This is a genomic window from bacterium (Candidatus Blackallbacteria) CG13_big_fil_rev_8_21_14_2_50_49_14, from assembly GCA_002783405.1.
Lineage (GTDB): Bacteria > Cyanobacteriota > Sericytochromatia > UBA7694 > UBA7694.
In genome coordinates this window covers 75,901-96,965 of sequence record PFGG01000080.1, presented here as the reverse complement: position 1 = coordinate 96,965, position 21,065 = coordinate 75,901, and the positions used below count along the sequence as shown (strand labels likewise).

At 49.7% G+C, this 21,065-nt stretch carries 14 protein-coding genes; 10 read left to right on the top strand and 4 right to left on the bottom strand.

What is annotated here, in order from left to right; translation table 11 throughout:
• The first annotated feature begins 202 nt into the window (after positions 1-202).
• From COW20_23440 to COW20_23425, 4 genes are all read left to right on the top strand, one after another.
• Positions 203-3,490: a hypothetical protein gene (locus tag COW20_23440; GenBank protein PIW44599.1), complete on the top strand. Its 3,288-nt coding sequence runs from the start codon at positions 203-205 to the stop codon at positions 3,488-3,490.
• 11 nt (positions 3,491-3,501) lie between these two features.
• Complete coding sequence (locus COW20_23435) at positions 3,502-4,368, top strand: hypothetical protein (protein ID PIW44598.1); 867 nt, start codon at positions 3,502-3,504, stop codon at positions 4,366-4,368.
• Positions 4,369-4,528: 160 nt separating this feature from the next.
• Positions 4,529-6,181, top strand: a complete 1,653-nt coding sequence (locus COW20_23430) for an alpha-amylase (protein PIW44597.1) — start codon at positions 4,529-4,531, stop codon at positions 6,179-6,181.
• Between the two features lie 42 nt (positions 6,182-6,223).
• The gene (locus tag COW20_23425) at positions 6,224-7,171 is read left to right on the top strand and encodes a family 2 glycosyl transferase (protein PIW44596.1); all 948 of its coding nucleotides are present in this window, start codon (positions 6,224-6,226) and stop codon (positions 7,169-7,171) included.
• 21 nt (positions 7,172-7,192) lie between these two features.
• Here COW20_23425 and COW20_23420 read toward each other — a convergent pair whose 3' ends face one another.
• Positions 7,193-8,479 (bottom strand): hypothetical protein, encoded by a 1,287-nt coding sequence (locus COW20_23420; protein ID PIW44595.1) that lies wholly within the window; start codon positions 8,477-8,479, stop codon positions 7,193-7,195.
• A gap of 381 nt (positions 8,480-8,860) precedes the next feature.
• Between COW20_23420 and COW20_23415 the strand changes: the two genes are divergently transcribed.
• Complete coding sequence (locus COW20_23415) at positions 8,861-9,658, top strand: hypothetical protein (protein PIW44594.1); 798 nt, start codon at positions 8,861-8,863, stop codon at positions 9,656-9,658.
• A 66-nt stretch (positions 9,659-9,724) separates the two neighbouring features.
• On the opposite strand, the gene COW20_23410 is transcribed toward COW20_23415, so the two are convergent.
• Positions 9,725-11,782: a hypothetical protein gene (locus tag COW20_23410; protein PIW44593.1), complete on the bottom strand. Its 2,058-nt coding sequence runs from the start codon at positions 11,780-11,782 to the stop codon at positions 9,725-9,727.
• A gap of 7 nt (positions 11,783-11,789) precedes the next feature.
• Positions 11,790-12,818, bottom strand: a complete 1,029-nt coding sequence (locus COW20_23405; GenBank protein ID PIW44592.1) for a hypothetical protein — start codon at positions 12,816-12,818, stop codon at positions 11,790-11,792.
• A gap of 171 nt (positions 12,819-12,989) precedes the next feature.
• On the opposite strand from COW20_23405, the gene COW20_23400 reads away from it, so the two are divergent.
• The 5 genes from COW20_23400 to COW20_23380 all read left to right on the top strand — a co-directional run bounded on the left by COW20_23400 (position 12,990) and on the right by COW20_23380 (position 19,489).
• Positions 12,990-13,628 carry a methyltransferase gene (locus COW20_23400; GenBank protein PIW44591.1) on the top strand — a complete coding sequence of 213 codons (639 nt, stop codon included), beginning with the start codon at positions 12,990-12,992 and terminating at the stop codon, positions 13,626-13,628.
• Between the two features lie 55 nt (positions 13,629-13,683).
• A complete protein-coding gene (locus COW20_23395) occupies positions 13,684-14,313 on the top strand; it encodes a hypothetical protein (GenBank protein PIW44590.1) in 630 nt (209 codons plus the stop codon).
• Positions 14,314-14,407: 94 nt separating this feature from the next.
• Positions 14,408-18,109: a hypothetical protein gene (locus tag COW20_23390; protein ID PIW44589.1), complete on the top strand. Its 3,702-nt coding sequence runs from the start codon at positions 14,408-14,410 to the stop codon at positions 18,107-18,109.
• The gene (locus COW20_23385) at positions 18,106-18,861 is read left to right on the top strand and encodes a hypothetical protein (protein ID PIW44588.1); all 756 of its coding nucleotides are present in this window, start codon (positions 18,106-18,108) and stop codon (positions 18,859-18,861) included. Before COW20_23390 ends, COW20_23385 begins: the two co-directional genes overlap by 4 nt.
• Positions 18,862-18,970: 109 nt before the next feature.
• A complete protein-coding gene (locus COW20_23380) occupies positions 18,971-19,489 on the top strand; it encodes a hypothetical protein (GenBank protein ID PIW44587.1) in 519 nt (172 codons plus the stop codon).
• A gap of 62 nt (positions 19,490-19,551) precedes the next feature.
• On the opposite strand, the gene COW20_23375 is transcribed toward COW20_23380, so the two are convergent.
• Positions 19,552-21,027, bottom strand: a complete 1,476-nt coding sequence (locus COW20_23375) for a cell envelope integrity protein CreD (protein ID PIW44586.1) — start codon at positions 21,025-21,027, stop codon at positions 19,552-19,554.
• Positions 21,028-21,065: the final 38 nt, after the last annotated feature.

Here is a 21,065-nt window from a genome sequence, read left to right as displayed (position 1 = left end):
CTTTGCAGACACGATTTTTTTACCAGGACGTCTTCTCAAACAGAAGACGTCCTTTTCTAATTTGGCTATCTTGTCCGTCTTTTAAACAGGGTTTAACCCCTCTGCCGAATTTTAACGCATGGGCAGCCCCCTGTTTTCCTATAATATCTGAAAGCACCCTCAGCCCGAGCCGAGTGAATATTTGATCTGGAGTAGTTAAACCATGAGCAGCAATGTCCAATTTTCCGGAAATAACCGTCAGGTTCCTGATTATGTTCTCAACAGTCCCCGTGAAAATGTTTTTGAAAAAAACAATGTCCGTTTCCGGATCAATGGCCAATACCTTACCGATTTCAGCGACAAAGGTATTAAGTCCTTTATCAAAGACAACTACAACAGCAAAACGGGTTTTCTCGGCGGATTGGGTTTGGGTTGGGGCGGTAAAGACCTTGATTTTAAAGAAGTCAAGGCTTTTATTCAAGCCACGGCTGCCAATGCAGAAAAGCTGCAGGGTGCAACCTTTGATCTGACAGATCCTGAACTGGGTCTGTTTGACGACGATGATATTACCGTCAAAGACATTCAACACAGTTTCTCACTGCAGTTTAAAGAAGATGTCGGCAAGTCCTCTACCGAGGTATCGTTTGTGGATGCCACAGGCGGAAGCTATGATTACCGCACCGCCACCCAAGCCGAGAAAAAAACAGGCGAGGCCTTGAAAAAAGTTGAAGGTCAAAATGCCAAACTCAAGGAAAGCCACGATGACGCGGTTCACGCCCGCAATAAAATTGCCGATCGGATTGGCGATGACGCCGTTTCAAAACTTGCAGAAATCGATGGCCGTCTGGTCGATATCGATGAAAATATTGCCTCTGTAGACAGTGATATCAAATCCACCCAGGAACGTCTGAGTCAAGGCCATGTGGACGGAGCCGAACGTCGCCAGCTGTCTTTGGCTCTGCGTGGCATGAAAGCAGAACGCGAAGATCTGCTCAAAGACAAAGAAAAACTCAATAAAGAACTCAAAGAAAAACATGGTTTCTGGAGTTTTGTAGGCGGTGGCAGCACCTTAGAAGACCTGCGCCGCGCCAACCGTGAAGTCGAGCTGGCCCGTAAACGCATGGAAGCTTTCCAACCCCAACTGGAAGAAGCCCGTTCGGCCCATCAAAAGGCCACTGAACGCCGCAAAGCCGTTGAAGCAGGCAAAAGCCTGGCTGAACTGGATGCTGCCGAGGCCCCACCCGCAGCCCAACCCCCTGCAGAAGAAGCTCCAGCCTCTCCCGCAGATACGGCTGCTCCTGCCGCAGAACAACCGGTTGCCCCCCAAGCCCCCGCTCAACCAGCAGCAGCCCCTCCCGATCTGGCCTTGGAACAGGATGTTCAACGCCTGTTGACTGCATCTCCAGCTCAACAACTTGAAGCCATCAACAAAATTCCAGCCGAAAAACGACAGGCCTTTCTGCAAATTACCGACGACTATATCAGAGCGGCAGCTCCTGACAACCCCTTGGGGCTTGGCGCAGAAGATTTTCAGGCCATTTCTCAGCTTAAGAATGCATCCGCCAGCCTGCGCCTGAATGCCCTCTTAAGCTGGCCCGACAGCCAGGACGAATATCTCAGCAAACGCGATAACCGTATCAAACAGGAAATTCTCAGCCAGCTCAATGAACAGCTTTTTGCCCAGCAACTGGCCCAGCAGGCCCAAACCCTGCGCAGCAAACTGGCAGGCTCAACCTCCCAAGAGGAAGTCTTTACCCCACCCGGCGCAGAAGAAACAATTCCTGCTCCTCAGGCTGCCGCACAACCCACTGCACCTGTGGCCCCACCCCAAGCCCCCAGTGTTCCAGCCGCTGAACAACCCGTGGTTCCCCCTGCCCAGCCCCAGCAGCCCGTCGCTCCCCAAGCCGGTGAAGGCGAAGGCTTTCCGATTGCCCCCAATCCCTTGGTGACCGAAGTGCCCACAGCAGCAGAATCTCCCACGGCTATTGACTTACAGGCCTTCCTGCAACTGACACCCCAACAGCAATTACAGCGTTTTCGCGATCTGAACCCTGCGGATCAGGCCCAGGTCTTCAAAAGCCTGGACACCCAAGGCAAGGCTCAGGTTCTGCTGCATGTCACCACCCAAGCAATTGACAATCAAACCATGCGCAGCCTGCTGATCGGGCAAATGAGCCCTGAAGAAAAAACCCAGGTCGCAGCCATCTACCAATCCGTGCTCCAGGAAACCGCAGGCCAGAACTTCTCTCAAACCACCGAATTGAATCTCTTGGTGGGTGAATTAGGTGAAAAAGCAACGGTTGCCCCACTTTCTGAAGCGCCAGCCCAACCCGTGGTCGCTCCTCAAGCTCCCGAAGTAAAAGCCCAGGCACCGGCCCAACCAGTTCCTCAAACAGGCGCCAGTGATGCCCCTGTCTCAGCTCCCATCGTTGAAGAGCCGGCCGTCAGTCCCCAGACGCCCAAGCAGCCCGTTGCGCCAGCAGCAGAAAAACCCCCGGTAGCTCCCAGCACAAAACCAGCAGCCCCCCCCGCTTTCAAGGCCCAGGACTTCCTCAATCTGCCTGCTGAAGAAGCGCTGGATAAATTTCCAAGCTTAAACAAAGCACAGCAGAAAGAAGTTTTCAAACTCTATAATGATCAGGCCAAAACCGAAATTCTTTTGGCCCTGACCTTGAGAACTCCCAATGAAGCAGCCCGCAATGAGCTGATCAAAACCATGTCTCCGGCAGAAAAACAAGCTGCCGCAGGAATTTTAATGGAAAGTCTACCCGCCGTTCAGGGCTACCCTGATGTGGCCGCAGGCATGACCGCTGTGCTGAATGCTCTGGGAATCGCACCCGATCAGGTACAGCCCACGGCACAGGCTCCCCAAGCACCCGCCTCTCAGGCCCCAGCAGGCCCCACGGCACCAGGTGCTCAGCCCACGGATCTGGGCCAAATCAATCTGGCCCCAGCAGGCCCCCAAGCTCCTGGCCCCGCAGCCGCTCCCAAATTGGATCAGAATGCCGAATTGGCAGAGCTGGGCAAAAATCTCAAGAACAAAACCTATTTTGGGTATGGCGGTCTGGCAGAACCTCAAAAGGTCAGCGAATTGGCAGAACAAATCTGGGTCAATGGTACCGCCAAAAACCGCAATGATTTAGCCAAACTGCTGGTAGACAATGGCCAATCCGCTGAATTGGGTCGAATTCTTGGCAATTTGGGCGTCACCGATCAGGAAGTGGTTTCTGTGGTCAGCAACCCCCAATTCCCCAGCAGCCGTTTCATGAAAGATATTGATGATGGCCGTTCTTTCCTGATTCTTTACTCCTTGGCGGGTGCCGCTTCCAAGGGAGACAAAGCAGCCCAGAAAGTCATTTCAACCACTCTGGATGACTATATGAAAGGCATGGATCGCGAAACACCGATCAAGCGTATGAAAAACCAGGCCATGGCCGAAGGCATTTGGAATAAAATGCCCCAAGAAATCCGTACCAAGGCTGACAAAATGCTCAGTTCCTGGTGGAACTAGGCGCCTGAAAAATGACCGGTGGGGTATTAAAAGATCAAAGCTTTATTGCACTTGATCTTGAAACCACCGGTCTTTCTGCAACCCGAGATCGCATTGTAGAAGTTGCAGCGGTGCGCTTTCAACTTGAAACAGGCCCGCGTGAAACCTATAACCAATTGGTCAATCCGGGGGTTCTGATGTCGGATGAAGTCATTGCCATTCATGGCATTACAGACAGCGATGTCGCCTCTGCTCCCAGTTTTGCTGAGATTGCCAAGCCCTTGGAAGCCTTTCTAGAGGGCAGCATTCTTTTGGCACACAATGCCAGTTTTGATCTTGCCTTTCTGGCCTGTGAAATGCGCAGACAAAATGCCCCCTATCCTACACAGGCCACCATCGATACCTGTCGGCTGGCCCGCCTGCTTCTGCCTGAAGCCCCCAATTACAGGCTGACCACCCTGATTGAAAGCTTTCAACTGGCCAATCATGGGCCCGCACACCGTGCCCTGCCTGATGCCCTGGCCTGCGCAGAGCTGTTTAAACTCTGTGTGAGCAGACTGCCGCTCGGCCCAGACACTTCACTCGAAAACTTTTGGGAAAACTATCCCAGCGTCTGCCACCAGTTGGTATCCCCAGCGGTGAGCCCCAAACACCCTTTGGCCCACGCTCTTACAGAAGCCATACGCCAACAGGTCGATATTCGGATTGGCTACCACAATGCCCGCAATGAACGCATAGAAAGAATCATCACTCCTTTATTTTTGGCTGGGCGAGGCAATTACACCTATCTTGAGGCATTTTGCCATTTACGTCAGGAAAACCGTCAGTTTCGTCTTGAACGAGTCTTTTCTTTTGATAAAATCCTTGAGCCGAGTGCAGTAGAAACTGTTATACTGTGAGACAGATTCCAAATCCTCTGGGCAACAGAGTCAGGAAATAATTTTCAAGTTGATTGTAAATTTCTGTTTAATTTTTAGCAAGTAAAGGTTAATTTCTTGTTAAAATTAAAGAAGATGATCTTTGTTTTTATTCAGATGTTTTCCTTAAAGGGGTTTCGCAATGAAACAGTTACGTTCGCTCTTGACCACTGCCTTGCTCAGTAGCTTGGCCCTTACCGCCTGCTCCAGCCTAAGCAACACACTTCTTCCCGTTGGCACACAAACAGCTGGACGGGTACAGGCTCAAGCTGCCAGCTCAGCCCAAACCAACCTTTCTGCCTATTCCATCGGGGCCGCCAAAAATCTGATTGCTGCGCGCAAACAAAGCCCAGCTCCTGCTCTGGCTGCTCGCAATCTAAGCGCTAACTTCGCAACCCCCGAATGGGTCAAAGACGCTGTTTTTTATCAGATTTTTCCTGAGCGTTTTGCCAATGGCAATACCCGCAACGATCCTCCCGGCACCGAGCCCTGGGGCAGCAAACCCAAGCTCTATAATTTCATGGGGGGAGACCTTGAAGGCGTTATCCAAAAATTGCCCTATCTAAAAGAACTGGGTATCAACGCGATTTACTTCAATCCTATTTTTGAAGCCCCCAATTCAAACCACAAATACAATACCGCTGATTATATGAAACTCGACCCCGCCTTCGGGGATATGAATACCTTCAAAACGCTGATTGCCAAAGCACACAGCATGGGTATCAAAGTTGTATTGGACGCAGTTTTTAACCACTCTGGCGATGCTCACTGGGCCTTTCAGGACGTGATCAAAAATGGGCCGAAATCCAAATATTGGAACTGGTATCTGGTGCATGGTTTCCCCGTGGTTCAGGAGCCAAAACCCAATTATGAATCCTGGTGGGGTTTTGCCAGCCTGCCCAAATGGAACGAATACAATCCTGAAGTGCGTGAATATCTCTTCAAAGCCGCAGAATACTGGACCCAACAGGGCATTGACGGCTGGCGTCTGGACGTCCCCAATGAAGTACGCGATATGAATTTCTGGCGTGAATTCCGCACCCGAGTCAAACGCATGAATCCCGAGCTCTATATCGTGGGCGAAATCTGGGGCGACGGTTCACCCTGGCTTCAGGGTGATCAGTTTGATGCGGTCATGAACTATCAGTTCCGCGAAACCGTCTTTGATTTCCTGATCAATGACAAAACCAGTGTTGACCAATTGGATTGGGGCCTGGAAGGGCTGCGTAAACGTCACCCCGACTCCGTCACCTATTCCATGTTCAATGTTTTGGGCAGCCACGATACCGCCCGTATCCTCAGCATGGCCAAAGGCGATATCAACAAGGTCAAACTGGCTGCTCTTTTCCAAATGAGCTATGTGGGTGCCCCTGTGATTTATTATGGGGACGAAATTGGCTTGGCCGGTGAAATGGACCCCGATTGTCGCCGCACCATGCCCTGGGAGCCTTCCCAATGGAATCAGGATCTGCGTACCTATTACAAACGCCTGATCCAAATTCGCAACCAATATCCTGTCTTGCGCCGAGGCAGCTTCCGCAGCCTGATGCGTCACAATGACAACCGCACCTTTGCCTATCTGCGTGAAGACGCCAAAAGCAAAATCATGGTCGTCATCAACAATAATCTCAAAGCCCAGGATATTCCCCTGGATCTGACTCGCGTCAATGTTCCAGATGGCAACTTGCGCGACCTGATCAGCGGACGCACTCTGCAAATCCGCAATGGCCAGTTGCTTGCTCCTCAGGTTCCGGCCAAAACAGGCCTGCTCCTGGAGTGGAGCCCGGCTCGCTAAACCCTTGAACTTTCTAGCCGCCACTTACGTGGCGGCTTTTAAATGTCTGCAGGGGCACACCATTCGCACATGTCACAAATCAGCATTCTCATTCCCAGCTATAATAGCCTCAAGAAATTGAAACTCTGCTTAGAATCCCTTCAAAACCAATGGTTTAGCGATTTTGAAGTGATCGTGATTGACGATGGTTCAAGTGATCCTACCCCTGATTATTTAAAAAATCTGGCCCAGCATTGGCCCCGTTTGCGCTGGGAACGCCTGCCCCAGAATCAGGGCCGTTCGGCGGCCCGCAACCGTGCCTTGGCTTTGGCCCAAGGGCCGCTGCTGATTTTTCTGGATAGCGATATGATTGTGCCGCCTGAGTTTGTCTCCGCTCACCATCGCTTTCATCTTCAACACGGCCCTGGCTGGATCGGGCAAGGCCAGGTCATCATCACCCATGACGCAGAAAACCCGACCCAAACCCCCTACAGTTCCTGGACAGATGCTTCTCGTGCTTTTTTTGATACCTGCAATCTCTCGGTTGCACTTGAGCCGCTTCAAATTGCGGGCGGATTTGATCCGAACTTTCGCCAATACGGTTGGGAAGATCTCGAACTGGGCATTCGGCTGCGCAGACAGGGAATGCGTTCAGCCCCCGTACCCGAAGCCCGGGGATACCACCTTGAAGCCCGTTTTTCGAGCACCGATTGGCCTGCCTTGATTGAAAAAGAACAGGCGCGGGGCGCAGGAGCCTGGCTCTTTTTTCAAAAACATCCCACGTTTGAAGTTCGCATAATCACGCAACTCACTCCCCTGCACCAGGCCTTGGATTGGCTACTGCAAGCTGGAGGGTGGCTCAATGAAGCCAAAATTCTGAAAAAGCTAGATACCCTTGCACAGCAGGGCCATGAAAAAATGGCACTGGCACTGGCCAGGGGACTTTTGAATCACCACCAGCTCAAAGCCCTGCACAAAGCACGTCAGACAAAAAATGAAAAAGCCCTCTGACGAGGGCTGAAAGCTTTTTAATTAATAGCCATAAACGGGCATGGGGCCGTAGGCCGGAGCTTGGTATACAGGCTGTTGGGGCTGAGCAGGCTGCTGAGGCTGAGCGGCAGGCTGGGTAGGTTTGGGTTGAATGCTGCCCCCCTCGAGCATGCCAATCACTTTGCTCTTGATCCATTCCTTGGCACCGGTCTTGACCAGCAGTTTGTCGGCAAGGTAGCCACCGAGCATGCCTGCCGCACCGACAATCAGAGTAACGGGCCAACCAGCCAAGCTGGTTGCTGCCAGCGCGGTCATGGCTGCACCCCCTACAACCGTGGCACCCAGACCAGTGAAAGCACCGGTAACGGTATCAGTGGCAACATTGGCCAAAACCTGGGTTTTGGTTTTCTTGCCCTGGAGATAGGCAATGCCGTTGGTGACGAGCGAGAAACCACCGCTGACCAAAGCAGAAAGACCAGTGGCTTTGACAGCCGTCATGCCCAGACCTTTCAGGCCAGAGAGCACTGAACCGGTACCATTTTTAACGGCTCCGACGATATTGCTGATTTGACCCGCTACAATCTTGCTATAGCGAATAGATGCAACGTTGGCACCCACCCAGGGAGACTGGGCTGCCAGAGCATCCATAAATTCCATTTTGATTTCCTGGTTGGCTTTGAAACGTGCCAGGATATTCTGGTATTTTTGCTCTTCCTCAGGATTGGGCTTATAGCCATATTTCTGAACTTTTTCTTCGAGAATCAGTGACCATTCAATTTCAGAAAGGGTGACCTGTTTATCTGCTGCGGGCAGATTGGGGTTGGTGAAAGCCTGAGAGGGCTGCTGGGGAGCAGCAGGAGCCACAGGAGCAGGACCAAAATCCTGGTACTGGGGCAGCGCGGGAGTGGAGCTCAGGGGTTGAATATTTTCACGCATCATGCTCAGCTGACTGCCAAGATTTTTATAATAAGCGGCTTCTTCAGCACTGGGCTGATAACCTTGCTGAACCTTGGTTTCCAGCTCAGTAGCCCATTGCAGATCGGTTTTTGAGATATTCAGAGCGGTCAGGGTTGGAACATAGGGAGAAAAATTCTGATTCTGTACATTCATCAGGGGAGCTGCATCCTGCTGAACAGGCAGACCGGTCTGGGCAAACTGAACGGCACTGGCAGGGGCGCTGAAGCTGGAGCTGGCACTGGGAATAAAGGAATCAGCCGCTACACTTTGGGGGGCGAAGCTGGCAGGAGCTGCCGGCATCAGTGCGGCAGGGGCAGGCAGAGAAGCATAAGCACTGGATGTAGGGAGTGTGCCTGTTACTGCGAAATTCATTTTAGGTATCAACCTCAGCTTTCATTTTCCATTTCAGTTTGCCTACTTATATCTTCCGCTGATTCCGATCCGATCTGACGTAAAGAAGGATAAGCCTCATATAACCTAGTAATAAGATTTGGTTAAGGCTTGCAGAGTTTCTTTTTTATTCACTCCCCTCAAAATCCTAACTAAAAAAACAAAAAAAATGGCACTCGCAAAGTATTAAATATTTATTAAGTTAACCCACTAAAGTTTTAATTTTGTTTTTTTTGTATTAAAATGACTTGAGTAAAGCAAACTCTAAAGTAATAATAGAGTTAATGTTCATCCGTGTATTTTTATGATTAAATGCGGCTTTGAACCGCAAACTGTAACGAAGCACAACAATTTGGAGGCTATATGGGCCGCGGAGATTTTGGATTTGACGGATTATATTCACTCGGCGCAATTAACAGCTGGATCGGTGTTATTAACTCTAACCTGAATGCCACCAGCCGTACCGGTTACAAAGCCAACAAGGTAAAGTTCCGCGGGGGTGTTAGCGAGATCGTTAGAAACCCCAATGGTCCGATGTTGGGCATTCAAATGCCCGAAACCACCCTCCAGATCGATGAAAGCTCGATTGACTTTTCACAGGGCTCGATTGTTGCCTCCACAGAGCCTACCCACTTGGCCATTCAGGGCAAGGGCTTTTTCCGTCTTGCCACCAATATTGGCGCAGGCGCAGGTTCAGTCGCCACCGGGATCGCCTATTACTCACGTGATGGAGAATTCCACGTCGTCAATCATGGCGGTGTTTTGCGTCTTGTACACAGCACAGGCCTTTATCTGGTTGACTTGAATGGCCGTGGTGCCATTCTGGACGTGACCAACGGTTTGATTGTCGTCAATGCCACAGCCTTTGCAGCAGGTGTGCATATCTTTGATGAAACCGATGTATTCAATACCTCTACCCCCAATTTTCTGCGTTTCAGCCGCTATGGTTCAACCGTCTTTGAATCGACAGCCGATTCGGTGATGACGGCCCTGGCCGCAGGGGATGCCCGCGTTATTTCTCAAAGTCTGGAAAGTTCAAACAGCTCACTGTCTCAGACCCTGCCCGAACTTTCACTGGCTCAGAAATTCTTCAGCGCGGTCAGCAAGGTGATTTCTGTACACCAAACCAATCTGGATACCGTTATCAACCTCGTTCGTTAAAATTTTCACAAAGAAAAAGCCCTCAGCTGAGGGCTTTTTCTTTTGCCAAAATCAACAGGCCTGGGTTCAGGCGATCATCTGCAAAAGCCAGTTTTGAAAAGCCCCGTTCCATTCTGTTTGATCAAAGATCAGCGCAGATCGCGCCTGAATCAGCTGCGAAAAGGTCTTTCTCCAGTCTGGGTCGGTTCCCAAAGCCAGGGCTTTTTCAATATAATCCTCACGGCTATTCGCCACTGTCTGGTTCAACCCCATGCGCTGATAAAGCCCCAGGGTAGAACGTGCTTTGAGATAAGCAGAAGGCAGGGTCACCACGGGCACCCCCAGGGCAAAAGCCAGAAAAGAAGTATTGCCGCCACTGAAATAGAGCGAATCCAGCACCAAATCGGCATGACGTAAGATTTGCAGAAAACCCTCAAAACTCTGAAAAGGCAAGAACTGAATCCGCTCAGCCACATCAGGCATCTCATGGGCAAAACGCCTTTGCAAAACCTCATGCCAAGAGGTATTCAAATAGCGGAACAACACAATTTGGGCTTTGGGATCACGGCGTAAAATTTCTGCAAAACAGAGATCCAGATCCGGGTGAATTTTAAACAGGGTCATGGGGCAAAAATACAAATGCTGATCCTCTGGCAAACCCAAATCGCTTCGCGAACGAAAAACCGGAAGTGCTGGCCGGGCATACTGAATCAAGCCCGGTAAGCCCACCCATTGCTCAGAATAGTGGCTCTGACAGCTAGGCAGTTCCAATTCTTGGCTGGTGACAAAATAATCAAGCGAAGCAATCCCACTCGTAAGCGGATGACCCGCCAGCATAAGCTGAACAGGTGCCAAACGGCTATAAGCCAACATATAGGCCATGGGATCCATGCCAATTTCAGGATAAATTAAAAGATCCAGTTCAGTCTGGCGAATCTGTTGCGCAGATTGCAATACAGATTGCGCAAGCGAAAGAGGAATCACCTGCTTGGCACCCCCCTGAAAATCTAAAAGTGTTTGATCGGGTTGATACGTCTGTTCATGAATCGGAAAAAAGAAGAGTTCAATTTCAGCATGGCGTGCCAACTCCTCAAAAATGCCACCGAAGCAAAAAGTAACCGCATGGCGATAGAGAAAGCGGGAGACAATCCCGATCCGGCGCGGCCCGTTCGAGCGCAGCGAAAGCTCCTGAGACAAAGCCGGAATCAAGGGTTGGTAAAGGCGGTAAATGCGCTCATTCCACACCCGATCCTCAAGATTTTGATACGCCAGATAAAAATGCAGGCTCATCAAACGAAAATCCTGAAGGGGCTCAGACCGCTGCAAAGCCTGATCGAGTAAAGCTTCGAACTCCAAGAGTGCAGTCTGCTGTGCCTGGCGGCTGGCAAAGACAGGAGCGGGCAAAAGATTAAACAGCATCAGGCGATTTCCTTGAGAAGGTTTCGCCGTGTAAATTTGACGCGCCTGGTTCTGCGCTTCAAAATAATCTAGCTTCAGCGAGGCGAGCATCTTCTGGCGCCGGGGCAATTCCCAATCAGGCAGCAGCTCAAGGCTGAGATCCAGATAATACAAGAATTTTTGAGTCTGGTTCTCTTGCTCATAAAGACAGGCCAGAAAATAGCAGGCCTGTCCAGACAGGGTATGACGACGCAAAAGCTGCTGATACCAAAGAATCTGAGCAGAGAGATCATGCCACAGTTCGAATAAACACTGGTGAAAAAAAAGATGTTCAGGTTCAAGCATCAAAAGCTGACGGCAGACCTCACAGGCCTCATCCTGCTTTTCAGCCCGCAAGAAGGCTTTCACCAGATTATAGGCACTGTGGGCAGAAAAAGAGAGTTGAAAGGCTCTTTCAAAATGCATAAGAGCAGCCAGGGAATCTCCCTGCTGCTCTAAAAGCAAAGCCAGATTGTTGTGGTATTCAGCCTCGGCAGGATTTAAGCGCAAGGCCTCAAGATAATAAGCCTGGGCAGCAGCACGTTCTCCGATCTGTTCACTCAAAAGCCCCAAACCATTCCAGATATCGGGCTCACTCGGAAATTCAAGCTGAAGCGCCTCAAGGATCTGGCGGGCAGAAGCAATTTGACCTGAGAACAGAAGCGCATAAGCGCTTTTGAGACGCGCTTGCAGTTCAGAAACAGACATTTAAGCGTTAAGCAGAAGGTGAAAGCTTGTTTTGGAGTCGTTCCAAAGCGTATTGCATATCCTGGTTTTCAGGTTGCAGAGCCAATGTCCGTTCAGCCAGAAACATCGCGCGTTCGAAATTGCCAAGGTTCTCATAAAGCCCCACCAACAGCTCATGGGCTTCGATCACATCGGGTTTTAGCTCAATCACCTTTTCAAAATAAGGAACCGCTTCTTCGAAACGCTCAAGTTCAAGCAAAATCATGCCGCGGTGCAGATAGGTGGTATCTTCTTGAGGAATGAGGCCCTCAAGATGTTCCAATTCACGCAGAGAGATTAAATATTTACCCTGGTTATGATAGGCATCGGCCAAGGTCAGACGGGCCTCAACAAAAGCTGGCTCCAAGCGCAGTGCATATTGCAGATTGGAAATTGAAGGGTAGTATTCGCGCATTTCGCTGTAGGCCATGCCCAACATAAAAAAGGCATTGAGATTTTCAGGGTCCATCAGAATCAATTGTTCGAAAACTTCAATCGCACGGCTGTAATTTTTTTGAGACACATAGGTAAAACCCAAACGAAAATGCGCATCGGTATTGTTGGGGTTGAGTGCAATCGCCTTTTTAAATTGTTCTTCGGCTTCAGCAAAACGTTCTTCAGCCAAAAGTTTAATGCCTTCACGCACAAATTCATCCATAAACTCAGGGCTGGTGGTTAAAGCCAGATAAACAGACTGTTTGAGGGAGTCTACCGCACGACGGGCTATTTTTAAAAGTGCAAAAACATTGTAAAGCGGAGACAAGGGCGGATGCAGATCGATCGCGTGAACAACTTCATTTTCAGACTCTTCAAGGCGTTGCTGCTTAAAAAGTGAGATTCCCTGCCGAAGGTGCGCATAGGCTTCAGGAGAAATGAGATCTCCCCCAGAATCCCTGCGCAGTTCTTCCTCAGGAAGAGAAAAAGCAGACTCTGACCCGGAAGAAGAAGGGGATGAAAAGGGTGATTTCGGTTCTGCCATGAAAATATTCAACTTTATCCTTGCATGATCCTGAGCCATTATACCATATCCGAAATAAGTGCGTAGCCCTGAAAAACAGAGCCTTCAGGCTTCTAAACACGGATTGAAACAGACTATTTCCCCAGATCGTAGCAGATTTAAGCACCAAAACAAGAGAGCCTTGCTGATTCATGGCATAATATTTTCATCTCACCTGCAAGGAATCCCCCCATGAAACCCATTGTTCCAACAGATATTGAAAACTATTGCCGTGCGCATACCACCCCTTTAAGCTCTCTGAAGGAAAACCTGATTTCAGAGACCTTTGCCCAGACAGAATTTCCCGAAATGCTGACCGGCCAACTCGAAGGCACTTTGCTGCGTTTTCTGGTTCAGTTGAGTCAGGCCCGCCGAGTTCTGGAAATCGGTACCTTTACAGGCTTCAGCGCCCTCTGCATGGCCGAAGGTTTGCCTGAAGACGGGGAGCTTATCACCTGCGATATCAATCCCGAATCCACCCGCCTGGCACAGAAAAGCTGGGCACAAAGCCCCCACGGAAAAAAAATTCAGCTCAAAATGGGCCCCGCCTTAGAAACAATTGCAGAACTGGAAGGCGAGTTTGATCTGGCTTTTATTGATGCCGACAAAACAAACTATATTGCTTACTGGCAAGCCGTGGTTCCCCTGATCAGAAAAGGCGGGCTGATTATTGTCGACAATGTACTTTGGAGTGGCAGAGTCTTGAACCCAGAGCGGGAAAGTGACCATGCCATTGTGGCCTTTAACCAGCATGCCAGACAGGATTCCCGCGTTGAATCCGTCATGCTCAGCATACGGGACGGTATGTTTCTGGCCCGCAAACAGGTTTGAAATTAGGGGTGGATTGGGATAAACTAGAAATTGAAATACTTTCAGGACATCTTGGATGTTGAGATTTTTTAAGATTCCCCCTGATGAAAACAATCCCGGCTTTACAGGCAACCGTCTTCATCAATATATTCAATCACGCTCTGTGCAAGACATGGCAAAAATGGCCTCAGAAATCAACCCTGACGTCAAGCAAATGATTGGCATGAATGTACAGGCGCTTTTGGGCTATTTACCAGGTAGCGATTTCACGACTACGATTTCCGCCAGCAAAGAAAATATGCAAAGTCTTTTGGCCTCAGCCATGCTCACCGGCTATTTTCTCCATGCCATGGAAAACCGCATGCTGATGGAAGATGTGTTTAAACAGGAAGAAAACGACTCAATTCAATCAAGTTTGGAAGAAGTTGAGCAATTGCTCAAATCTCCTGCAGAGCTCTTTCCTTTTGCTGAAGAAACTTCGGAAACCGAAACTTTGCAGGCAGAAAAAAAAGGCCGTTTTTTAAACGGAGATGAATTGCGCGAAGAAATCGAAAACGCTGAAGAAGCCGATATTCAGATTGAAATCAATGCAGCCAGCATGGACTTGCCTGCCCTGCTTGAAGAGCTTCAAAGCCTTCCTTTTACTCAAAATGCGAGTTCCTTACCCGAAGAGCCTTTGTCAGAGCCTGAAAATACCGATAGCTAAAATCAGGGCTTGCTTTGTAACTCTGCTCAGCGTTTCTGGATCCCCATGGTAAAATGGTTTTAAAACAGAGTTTGTAAGGGAAAGAGGCAAAGCAATGGCAGCTGAAAATGCATTCCAGGACCCCCTTCTCGAGGAATTGATCACACGCGAAGCAATTCGTTCAGAACAGGTGCAGGAAGCAGCTGATCTGATCGCTGCAAACCTGAAAGCAGGGCAAGAAGCCCTCTCAGGCAAACGCTATCTACTCGACCAAAATACTTACCAGTTTCGGGCGTTCTCTTATCCTGAGGACACGGAAATCTTCCAAATCCAACTGCCCAAACCAGAAGGCGCAGACAAACCCCTGAGCCAGAATGAATGGGAAGCCGCAGGCACGCATTTGACCCTGTTCAGCCAGGAAAGCGCCAAAAAGGTTGAGGATATCGCTTGGGAGCTATCGTCAGAACTCTCTGTTCTTTACAGTCCGCAAGGCCCCTGCTGGACAGGCAAGTTTCTCGAAGAACACCATCTGCCCTTGGGCCACAGCTTTATCTGGAACGCCTTCCCCCGCCAGGGAATGAACAACAGACCCCTCGACTTTTTTCTGAGCTATGGCGGAAAACTAGGCGCCGTAGCGGATCGCGGCGCAGGCCAGGTTCATATTTTAGACCTTGAAAGTGGAAGCCTGCTCAAATCTGTTTCAAGCCGCAATCCAGGCTCAAGCAAAGGCCTCAATATCTGCCTCTCAGAAAAACGGAAAAAGCTCTATATCACCGATAACAGCACAGGTATTACCGTGCTGAACCTGGAGGATCAAGGCAGTCATAAAATCTCACCCGGCGTGGGATTATTGGGCAATTGCCTGCTCAGCAAAGATGAAGATTTTCTGTTTGTACTGGCCACAAAACCCAATCCGGGCTTAAAGGTCATCGACCTGAACAACGAGCAGATGAGCAAAGACATTGCCATCAAGGGCGATTTATTCAGTGTCAACAGTGACGCCCCCGTGGATTTGATGGGGCTCTCTCCCGATGGCGAAAATCTCGTTTTTATGACCTATCTGAACGAGCCGGAACCCTTTACCCCAATTATCACGGTGATTGATGCCCCCCGTCAAAAGACAACCCAGCGTTTTTCGATTAAAGATGGCACCCGACCTGCCTCGCTCAATTTTTTAGGTATCAACCCAATTGTGGCAAAAAACCAAACCGTTCTCGATGTTCTCCTCAGCCAAGGCTTGGTTTCAGAAGAGGCGGTGCGCGATGCCCGAATTGCCGTGCGTCAAAAAGCCCTTGAAGAATCCATGCGCCAGCAGGAAAGCCAACAGGCAGCAGTGCCTACACTCGACCTGGAACAGCGGGCCTTTGAAGAGATGCAGCGCGAGAAAGAAGAAGTCCAGGAGCAGGATGAAGAGGCAGAAGAGGGTGGCCCGCCTCCCTTTAAGCCCGAAAAGGCCCCCCAATGGAATGTCTCGCCTGTGGCCGATGAACTGATTCTCAAAATTTGCGCTGACAATCTCTATATGCAATCCAAAGGGCAAGTGGAATTGCTCAATGACCCTGATTTAACCGAAAACCTGATGCGCGTGAAATCTGCGGCCACCCGTGCCCGCAACGAACTGGAATGGTATACCGGTGCGGTGATTAAACTCAAAAACGTGGTTGAAGAATACCATCTGGATATCGTCATTCTGCGCGAACAAATGGAAGATATGCTGCACAAGCATGAGCGCGACAGCCTGGTCAAGGCAGGCTTAAAAACCGTTCCCTCCAATTGTCCCAATTGCTCAAAGCCCTTGTTTGGCAGCTATATCTGCTCCTATTGCGGCTATGAAATTGAGCGCCCTGAAGAATTGCTCAAACGTGGCATTATCAGTATTGCTTCGATTCGTCCGCTCGATAACCTGACCGCAGGCCATTTCCTCTTGATCGATATCGAAGGCAAACGGATTTTAGAAGTCGATGAGCAAAAGCATATTTTCTGGACCATGGGCAAGGACATGCTCACTGAAGCTTCGATTGAATTTGCCTTTCCCCGTGACGCCGTGCGTCTGGCCACCCGCAATACCTTGATTACCGACTACAGTCTCGGTCGGATCATGGAAATTACCCCCAGTGGCCGTCTGTTTTGGGAATATGATCAAGGCAAATCTTCTGAGCACCGTCTGAAAAACCCTGTGCGTGCGACAGCCAATGGTTTAAACCACGTCTTGATTGTGGATCAGGGCCATCACCGTGTGATTGAGGTGGATAAGGATTCTGATCTGCACATGCAGTATGGCAAGATGGGCGAAGCAGGCGTAGCAGATGGCATGTTAAATATGCCCAGCGACGTTCAACGTCTCGCCAATGGCAACCTGCTGATCACAGATACCGGCAACCACCGTATTCTTGAGCTTGAAAACATGCAGTTGGTCTGGCAATACGGCAATCCTGAGAATAAAGACTCAGGCGGCTACGGTCTGGAACCCGGTTATCTCAGCTATCCCCAATCGGCACAACGCCTCGACAATGGCAATACCCTGATCGTAGATGCTGGCAATTTACGCATTCTGGAACTGGATCCTGAGGGCAAAATTCTCTGGGAACACTTTACCAATTCTGGCCCCGAAGAATACCATATGGATTCCCCCTTTCGGGCCACCTATCTGCCCAATGGAGTCGTCACAGTTTTGGGAGAAAGCTCCCTGTTTGAATACGATACCCGCGAGAAAAAGGTTGTTTGGGGCTGCCAAATGTCGGATTTTGAAAAGGCCAAAGCCGTTCTGAAAACAGAACAGGCCACCAAACGCTTTGTCAAACACGGGGTACGCAACCCCTATATGCGTCTTGAAAAAAGCGAAGAAGAACTTGCAGCGGCCTCCAAATCTGAAGCGGTACAGGCACTGATTGCCAAACGCATATCCAGTATGCGCACCTCAACCAGCAATAAGGCCCATGTGACTCTCTTGGGCAAACCAACCCTCGATCCGCTGCAGTTTTATTTGGTAGAGCGCACCAAAAACCGGGTATTGCAAGTGGATCGGGAAGGGCGCATGGATTGGCGTTATGGCGAAAAAGAAGGGGAGGTCTTGCTCAAACCACACTCCTGTACCCGCATGCTCTCAGGTCATATTTTGGTAGCAGATACTGACCAGCACCGCGTGATTGAAATTGATCCCAAAACAGCCAAAATTGTCTGGCAATTTGGTGAAACCGGCAAGGCCCTCAATGACAACAAAGGTCTGAACCGACCCCGTTGGGCCCAGCGCCTGGGCAATGGCAATACCCTGATCGTGGATCAGGGCAATAGCCGCATTTTTGAACTGAGCCCAACCAACGAAATTGTCTGGATTTATGAGGGGGTAGAACACCTGACGGGCCCCTATCAAGCCAGCAAGCTTGAATCGGGCAATATTTTGTTTACCGATTGGGCGGTACACCAAGTACTCGAAATTTCACAGGAGGGCCAGGTCGTCTGGAAATTTGGTGAACGCAAAACCTCTGGAGAAGATGGCCAACACTTGAGCTATCCAGAATTTGCCTCTCGCTTAAGCAATGGCAATACCTTGATTGCAGATACACGCAATGACCGCGTGATTGAAGTCAATTCTGAGGCCGAAATTGTCTGGGAATGCTCGGGACGCAAGGAAATCAAATACGGTTCCCCTTCCTACGCTCAACGCATGCCCAATGGCAATACCTTGATCGTGCACAGTCACAACCGACAAATCCTTGAGGTTTCTCCTGAGCTGAAAGCACTGTGGAAGCTGATGCTGCCCTTTGAGCGCCCGGCTGCCCCTGCACGCCCCAGTGGCACAGAACCCTCCCCCGCATGATCGCCCTGGTGACAGGCGGCAGCCGAGGGATAGGCAAAGCGATTGCACGTTCACTGGCACAACAGGGTATCACGACTTGGCTTTGCGCCCAGAATCGAGAGCGTCTTGAACAAGCCTGCAAAGAATTGCAGCAGGAAGGCTTGCCCGTCAAAGCGCAACAATTGGATGTAACCTCTCCTTGGGAGGTCGACGAAGTATTTGCAAAAATTGTCGCCGAAAGTGGAAGATTGGATATTCTGGTCACTGCGGCCGGTGTTTCAGGTTTCAGCAATCTGGAAAGCGATCAGGACTTACAGGTCTGGCAACGCACTATTTCCACCAATCTGAATGGAACCTATCTCTGTTCTCGGGCCGCCGTGCTTGAAATGCGCAAAACAGGGGGCGGTCGGGTCGTACATATTTCCTCTGTTTTGGGTTTAAAAGGCATCCGTCATTCTCTTGCCTATTGCGCGGCCAAGCATGGCGTCGTTGGGTTGACCCGCGCCTTGGCACAGGATGTCATGCCCTGGGGCATTACTGTCAATGCGGTCTGCCCTGGCTGGGTACGCACCGATATGGGCAAACAAAGCATGGCCGCCATTGCAGAGCACTATGATCTCCCTGCCGAGCTCTTTGAAGAAGAAGAACTGCGTGCGGTTCCACTCGGTCGATGGATAGAGCCCGAAGAAGTCGCAGAAATGGTCAATTACCTGGTTTCCCCTCAAGCAGCCGCCATCACCGGCCAGGCCTTTGAAATTTCAGGCGGATTATAATCACCAGAAATTCATGCAAGCTTAAATCACAGTTAATTTTCTTTACGTCAGAAATGAAGGCCGCTTGCGGATAATCAAACTATCAAAACCCGCGTAGAGGAAATTAAAAATGTCTATTCAAGCAATCAACAATACCGCCGTTATGCTTCAATCCAGTGCTCCCAAACAGGTAGCCCCCCAAACAGAAAAACCCGCTCCCGCAAAAGCCGAAACCAAAGGCGCTTTGGATACCTTCTCCAATACGTTAACAGGTGCTGTAACGGGTGCTCAGGCAACCGGTCTGCTTGCCGCCACCGGCGTAGGCATCATGACCTTTGCTGGTTTAAAAGACGCTCCAGCTTTCCATCGTGTTCTGCTTTCTGCTCTGAATGCAGGCGGAGGCGCCATGGCCGGTATGGCTATTGGCGGACTCAGTGGCGCTGTTGCCGGTGCAGTTGCAGATAGCAAATCAGGAGGCGCCATGGCAGGTGCAGCAACTGGTGCTGTTGCAGGAGCCGTCGCACTGACAGCTTTGAGTGTCAAAAGCGGCAAAGCCCTCGATTTAAAAACCTTGGCTGGAGGCGCAGCTCTGGGCGCAGCTCTGGGGGCTGTCGGTGGTTTCACTGGCGCCGCGATTAAAAATAAATAAAACCGCAAAAACATCAAAAAGCCCCTGGAAATTCCGGGGGCTTTTATCAGTTGGGCCAAAACTCAGCTGAGTTCGACGCTTGCGTTTGGAAGAGCGGGTTCCAACCGCCGCGAGAAAAACATCACCAGCGCCAAAACGCCAAAGAGACCCAAGCTGCCAATTAAAAGCGCGTAATCCTGTTGGTCGATAATCACATAGATAAAACCATAAAGCGCGCTTAGTATCCCTCCCATCACAACCGTTAAAGGCCAACTGCGCAAAAATCCTGCGGCATAGGCCGTAATCAAGACAATCGTCATGGCGGCAGCAATCAGATAGGCTTTTTCAAAGCCCAGAATTTCTGAGATCGAAAGCAACAAGGTATAAAAAACACAGAGCGCAAAACCCACCAGCAAATACTGCAGGGGGTGAACCATACGCCCTGTCAAAATCTCGACAAAGAAAAAGGTAAGGTAGGTCAAGCCAATAAAAAACAGAGCATATTTCACAGAACGCAAAACCTTGTGGTAATGATTCAAAGGTTGAATCAACCAAACCCCAAAACTGGAATTTTCAAAACTGTATTGCTTGCCATTCCAAAGCTGCGGAAAATTACGATTGAGGTGTAAAACTTTCCAACTGGCCGTAAAATCTTGGGCCCCAATTTTGCGCTCATCGGGCAAAAATGCGCCATCAAAACTGGGATTCGACCAGGGAGCCTTGAGCTTGACCGTGGTTTCCTGTCCCACAGGCACAAAGAAAAGCTTTTGGGTGCCTTTCAATTTCAAACGCATTTGAAAAGCAAGCGTTTTTTTACTCACGTTTTCAGTCAAGCGCACAGGGGTATGAATCCCAGAAGTAAAAAGATGATCGGTGACCGTGCCCGGATCCATAGCGTGCTGCTTACCAGCCCAATTTAAAGTCACCGTTTCTTTAATTCCGCGTAAATCTGAAATACCCGTTGAAACAAAGGCCTGATCCCAGAGCAGATTCTGGGCTTCAACCGGTAAATGCTGAAACTGATTCGGCGAAAATTTACCCTCAAGCTGAATATCTGAGGTATAAACCGTCATGGTGTAAATCCCCCTGTGAAGTATTTCAGGATTCAAGACACCGTTGACGGTGAGCTGCTGGGGTAAAAAATGAAGGTATTCAATTGTGGTTTTGGTTTTGCCCTTATCCATCAGAATTTCACGTCGGTAGGGAAGCGTGAGAATCGGCCCTGTCAGCGTCTGCGGATCTGCCCATTTTCGATTGATCTCTTCAGTCGCACTGTGTTGCAGACCTTCACGCTCATGCACCAGGCCCTGCACAAAAGCCACAGGAATCATAGAGAGCAGAAATAAGAACAGCATGGAAAACAATTTAAACGTAATCGAAGCACGCAAACGACGCCAGGATTGCAGAAGATCCTGCCAACCCAGATTGGGAGAGAGGGGGGGAGGGGATTCCATGATTAAACTCCTAAAGAACTTTATATAACAAAGTAATTTAAAATAATAATAAACTACTTTATAATACAAAGTAAAGTCCCAACCCCCCCTCAGTAAAAAAATCATTGTGCAAAACCCCACTTTCAAGAAACTGTATTATTCTG

Bases quoted from the DNA above. Each gene is read 5' to 3' on its own strand.
- COW20_23395 (PIW44590.1), top strand. From the start codon at position 13,684: ATGTTGAGATTTTTTAAGATTCCCCCTGATGAAAACAATCCCGGCTTT.
- COW20_23405 (PIW44592.1), bottom strand. From the start codon at position 12,818: ATGGCTCAGGATCATGCAAGGATAAAGTTGAATATTTTCATGGCAGAA.
- COW20_23440 (PIW44599.1), top strand. From the start codon at position 203: ATGAGCAGCAATGTCCAATTTTCCGGAAATAACCGTCAGGTTCCTGAT.
- COW20_23385 (PIW44588.1), top strand. From the start codon at position 18,106: ATGATCGCCCTGGTGACAGGCGGCAGCCGAGGGATAGGCAAAGCGATT.
- COW20_23425 (PIW44596.1), top strand. From the start codon at position 6,224: ATGTCTGCAGGGGCACACCATTCGCACATGTCACAAATCAGCATTCTC.
- COW20_23400 (PIW44591.1), top strand. From the start codon at position 12,990: ATGAAACCCATTGTTCCAACAGATATTGAAAACTATTGCCGTGCGCAT.
- COW20_23420 (PIW44595.1), bottom strand. From the start codon at position 8,479: ATGAATTTCGCAGTAACAGGCACACTCCCTACATCCAGTGCTTATGCT.
- COW20_23380 (PIW44587.1), top strand. From the start codon at position 18,971: ATGTCTATTCAAGCAATCAACAATACCGCCGTTATGCTTCAATCCAGT.
- COW20_23430 (PIW44597.1), top strand. From the start codon at position 4,529: ATGAAACAGTTACGTTCGCTCTTGACCACTGCCTTGCTCAGTAGCTTG.
- COW20_23435 (PIW44598.1), top strand. From the start codon at position 3,502: ATGACCGGTGGGGTATTAAAAGATCAAAGCTTTATTGCACTTGATCTT.
- COW20_23375 (PIW44586.1), bottom strand. From the start codon at position 21,027: ATGATTTTTTTACTGAGGGGGGGTTGGGACTTTACTTTGTATTATAAA.
- COW20_23415 (PIW44594.1), top strand. From the start codon at position 8,861: ATGGGCCGCGGAGATTTTGGATTTGACGGATTATATTCACTCGGCGCA.
- COW20_23410 (PIW44593.1), bottom strand. From the start codon at position 11,782: ATGTCTGTTTCTGAACTGCAAGCGCGTCTCAAAAGCGCTTATGCGCTT.
- COW20_23390 (PIW44589.1), top strand. From the start codon at position 14,408: ATGGCAGCTGAAAATGCATTCCAGGACCCCCTTCTCGAGGAATTGATC.